The sequence below is a fragment of the Streptomyces sp. genome, assembly GCF_036566765.1.
Lineage (GTDB): Bacteria > Actinomycetota > Actinomycetes > Streptomycetales > Streptomycetaceae > Streptomyces.
This window is the reverse complement of the sequence record NZ_DATCVQ010000002.1, coordinates 1-4015: the sequence shown is the minus strand read 5'-3', so window position 1 is coordinate 4015 and position 4015 is coordinate 1. Positions and strand designations below refer to the sequence as shown.

The following is a 4015-nucleotide window of genomic DNA, read 5'->3' as shown; positions in this document are numbered from 1 at the left end:
GGACCGTGCGACCCCGGGGAGGACCCGCTGCACCCCAGCTCTCGCGCTTGAGCCACGTGTCACCAGTGGACCGATCACCGAGGTCTTGCTCGGCTCATAGGCATGGCGTCGGGACAGACATCTCCCCGTGATGATCAGCAGGCTTTTGGCCGGTTGTGCGCTATGTGAAGGGGGACATCAAAACGCCCCGCCCTGAACTCGCGGCCCGGATGCGGGAGGAGACGCATCGGCGGGTGGGGGTCTGTCAATCGAACGGTGATCCGCGGGACACCGCCTTCCCCACTGACACGAGGGCTCCTACGCGGTGGTGCCGGGCGGAGGACACCCGGTTCAGAGGGTCCGCCCCAGCATCGGACGCACGGTCGGGACGTGGCTGCCCAGTGCTCCGATCGGCCCAGCCGCCGCGCCCGCCGAGGCCCGTCCGAGCCCCCGGTGAGTCCGGTCCCCGCGTCGGGTCCCGTGCGCCGGGTCGAGCCTCAGGCGTCGAAGGAGGCCTTGGCGAGGGCGTGGGTGTCGTCCTCGGGGAGGTGGTAGCGGGCGATCCTCACGCCCCTGACCGTGGTGTCCGAGATGGAGAACGCGACCGGGTCGGCGAACGGCGCCGCCGCCTGGACAGCGCGCAGGATGACGCCGTCGGCAGGCACATCGAGGCAACGCCGTCGACCGTCGGAGGCCCACGCATGAGTGTTGCCGATACGGCGAACGAATGCCGCAAAGGCTGCGCCATGCCTCCCTTTGCGGCTCGCGTCGCACGTGCTGCGTGCCACGCACGGTGGAAGAGTTGAACCCGACGACCGATTGGCCGAGCAGCCGCCGTGCCTCCTCGGCGCCATGACTCGAACGGGAGCCCTCCGTTGCGCATCTACGCTCAGACACCCGCACGTCGGAGCCTCCAGGTGTTCGTGGACCTGATCGCCCTGACCCTTATCGTCGCCGTGGTCTGGGCAGCCCTTGCCGTCCGCGAGACGATCATGCTGCTGGCCGAGCCGGGGCGGAAGGTCGAGAGCTCCGGCGACAACCTCGCCGAGGAACTCGGGAACGCGGGAGACGCCGCGTCGAACGTGCCGTTCGTCGGCGGCGTCCTCAAGAAGCCGCTCGAGGCCGCGGCCGACGCCAGCTCAGGGTTCGCCGACGCGGGAGTTTCTCTCCAGGAGACCGTCAGCCAGGTCGCCAACGTGACCACGACGATCCTCATCACCGTTCCGGTGCTCTTCGTTCTGCTGCTGTGGCTCCCGCCGCGCCTCCTCTGGATCCGGCGCAGCACCACCCTCCGTACTCTCGTCGACGCTCCCGGAGGCGCCGACCTGCTCGCCCTGCGCGCTCTCACCGGTCCTCCGGGCGCACTCGCCAAGCTGCCGACCCCACTCGGCGGATGGGCCGACGCCTGGCGGAACGGAGACGAGAAAGCCATCGCCGACCTCAGCGTGGTCGCTCTCAGGCGCGCCGGGCTCCGGCCCTGAAGATCCATCAGAGCCTGAGCTTATAAAGCGTGTTTCGAATGTCCTGGCGTCTTGGGTTTCCGTTCCCAAGCCCCGCCCTCGGCGTGACCCTGCGCCCCTACGCCCCGGCCGACGAGACGCTGTGCTGCGCCTCGTCGCGGGGGACCGGCTGCCCGGCCAGCCCGAGCCGACGCCCGCGATGCTCGACGACGCCCTGCACGGCCGCTCTCCCGTCGACGCGAACTGGTGGGCCGACGTGGAACCGCCGACGAACTCGCGGCGCAGTGGACGGCTCCACGGCGGTGGTCGGCGTGGTCTCGTACGCCCGCCGCCCGAAGGACGACACCGGATGATCCGTACAACCGGTCCGCCCGCGTGCGCGACACGTTCCCAGCGGGATCCGCTCGGCGAGGCGGCCACGGTGCGGTGGGCGGGACGACCGCCGACCGTGGCCCCACGGCGCAGGTCAGCCCCGGTCACACCGCTCCGTCCAGCTCACGCGCCGTTGTCGTCGACCGTGTCGTCGGTGTCGGCGGTGGAGAGCTGGCCGCTCGCGGCCTGGATCCCGGCGATGCGTTCCTGCGACGCGATCCTGAGCCGCTCCGTCTCGGTGTCCTGCTTGTTCTTCTCGCGCTGGGTGGTGGCCTCGATCTTCGCCTTTGCGACGCTAGCAACAGCAGTGAACGAAGCGGCCACTGCACCGCCCGCCAGGATCTCGTTGATGATCTCGCCTTGCGACTGGCGCCTGAGTGCATCGTCGGCACTCTCGATCGCCCAGTCGTCGTCCGCGGCATCGTAGGGGGAGTCCCCGACGTAGGAGTCGTCGTAGGAGTCGTCGTCATCCATGGGGTTGTTGGGAACGGGGTACCCATCGAGACGAGCGTTCAACGTGTCGATCACGCCACGGACGATCTCCGCTCCCTGCTGGCCCATCGCAAGAACGCTGACGACTTCTGACGGCAGTTCTTCTCCGTACGTTGCCGCGTACTCCAGCCCGCCCAGCGCTGCCCGTGTGTGCGCGACTTTGTGCAGGTCATCCCCGAGGACATCCTGAGCGGCGTCTCTCGCTCTCTCTACTACCTCGATGGTGATGCGCATACGTTCATCCAGCGTGCGCTCGCTCTGATCGCTCTCCTCGTCCATGGACTGAGTCTGCCCGAACTCGGCCTGCCTGACCTGCGTCTTGACGGATCGCCAGCCCACCGACGACGGCTCCTGTTCCCGGCCGGGCAGCACTCGCCGGCGTCATGTACGTGCTGCAGGCCAGTTCGAGCAGGCCCTGGTGGAGATCGGCGCGTCGTTCGAACAGCAGCCGAAGTCCGCTACGTGGTCCGCGACCCATTCGCGGTAGGTGCGTGCGGGCCGACCGGTAATCTCCTCCACCGCCGGCGACACCTGCTCCGGCTCTGCCTCCATCTGCCCGTGGGCCTCGACGATGGCGCGGGCGTATTTCGGGGGCAAGCCCTCTGCCTCCAACGCGGCCGCCGCCGCCTCTTCGTCCAGTTCCTCAAAGACCACCCGGCGGCCGAGGACGTCGCCGATCGTACGGACCTGCTCAGCCTGGGTCAGCGCCTGCGGACCGGTCAGGTGCGGGGCCTTGCCCTCCAGGTCTGCCGTCGTCAGCGCCCTTACTGCCACCGCCGCGAGATCCGCCTCGTGGACCAGCGACCGCGTCGCTCGGGCATGCGAGCCGCGGACGACGTCCCCTTCTTTGATCTGCTCCGCCCACGCGAGGGTGTTGGACGCGAAGCCTCCCGCGCGCAGGAACGTCCATTGCAAGGTCGAGGCGCGGATGGCGCGCTCAATCGCGGTGTGGAAGGCGAGGATGCCGGGCTTCGGCTCCACGGTGTCGTCGTCCGGCACCCCCCACGCGGACAGGTAGACGATGCGGCGCGCGTGCTTCTCCGCGGCCGCGATCACCGCGGGCGCGGCGTCCGCGGTCAGCAGTGGCCAGATGAGGAAGACCGCGTCCACCCCCTCCATGGCCGCCTCCACGGAAGCCGCATCTGTCAGGTCGCCGCGTACCGCCTCGACCCGGTCAGGTAGCGAGGCCGCGCCCGGGTCACGGACCAGGGCGCGGACATCCACGCCCGCCGCCAGTAGTTGGGCCACGGCCTGGCGGCCCGTCTTTCCGGTTGCGCCGGTCACCAGAATCATCGAAATCTCCTCGGTACGTAGTGCGGGTGCAGCACTCACATGGTTCAACCTGAAGAAAGGTTGAGGTCAAGGGGGCGATGCGGGGATGTTCGAGGAGAGCCGATACGAAGATCAACAGATACGGAGCGTGGGGGCGCCATAGAAGTTGAGCCAGAACCCGAGTTCGGGAGGCACCCGCCGCTGACCCGATGGGTACATGTACCGGTGTGCCCAGACTCCAGTGGCCGAGCACCGTGACCGTGCCGCCGACATCGTCACCGGCTACGACCGGGTCGGCGGCTGCACCCTCAGGCAGGCGTACTACCGGCTCGTCGCGGAGAGGCTGATCCCGCACACCGCGCCGACGTACCGGCGTCTGTCCTCCCGTCTCGCCCAGGCCCGCCGAGAGGAGCGGTTCCCCGACCTCATCGACCCGTTGC

5 protein-coding genes and 1 pseudogene are annotated in these 4015 nt (G+C 69.0%); 2 read left to right on the top strand and 4 right to left on the bottom strand.

Annotated elements, in window-relative coordinates; translation table 11 throughout:
* Nucleotides 1-476: 476 nt before the first annotated feature.
* Complete coding sequence (locus VIU94_RS00045; RefSeq protein WP_331906107.1) at nt 477-644, bottom strand: hypothetical protein; 168 nt, start codon at nt 642-644, stop codon at nt 477-479.
* A 210-nt stretch (nt 645-854) separates the two neighbouring features.
* Here VIU94_RS00045 and VIU94_RS00040 point away from each other — a divergent pair, with 210 nt between their 5' ends.
* The gene (locus VIU94_RS00040) at nt 855-1460 is read left to right on the top strand and encodes a hypothetical protein (protein ID WP_331906105.1); all 606 of its coding nucleotides are present in this window, start codon (nt 855-857) and stop codon (nt 1458-1460) included.
* Nucleotides 1461-1557: 97 nt separating this feature from the next.
* Here VIU94_RS00040 and VIU94_RS00035 read toward each other — a convergent pair whose 3' ends face one another.
* The 3 genes from VIU94_RS00035 to VIU94_RS00025 form a co-directional block, all read right to left on the bottom strand.
* On the bottom strand, nt 1558-1785 hold the full coding sequence (locus tag VIU94_RS00035; protein WP_331906103.1) for a hypothetical protein: 228 nt from the start codon (nt 1783-1785) through the stop codon (nt 1558-1560).
* A gap of 149 nt (nt 1786-1934) precedes the next feature.
* Nucleotides 1935-2582, bottom strand: a complete 648-nt coding sequence (locus VIU94_RS00030; protein ID WP_331906101.1) for a hypothetical protein — start codon at nt 2580-2582, stop codon at nt 1935-1937.
* 102 nt (nt 2583-2684) lie between these two features.
* Nucleotides 2685-3596, bottom strand: coding sequence for an SDR family oxidoreductase (locus VIU94_RS00025; RefSeq protein WP_331906099.1), 912 nt, complete (start codon nt 3594-3596; stop codon nt 2685-2687).
* Between the two features lie 220 nt (nt 3597-3816).
* On the opposite strand from VIU94_RS00025, the pseudogene VIU94_RS00020 reads away from it, so the two are divergent.
* A pseudogene (locus VIU94_RS00020) lies at nt 3817-4015 on the top strand (hypothetical protein); the annotation flags it as partial.

Coding starts and splice junctions, on each gene's coding strand:
- VIU94_RS00030 (WP_331906101.1), bottom strand. CDS start 2,582: ATGGACGAGGAGAGCGATCAGAGCGAGCGCACGCTGGATGAACGTATG.
- VIU94_RS00025 (WP_331906099.1), bottom strand. CDS start 3,596: ATGATTCTGGTGACCGGCGCAACCGGAAAGACGGGCCGCCAGGCCGTG.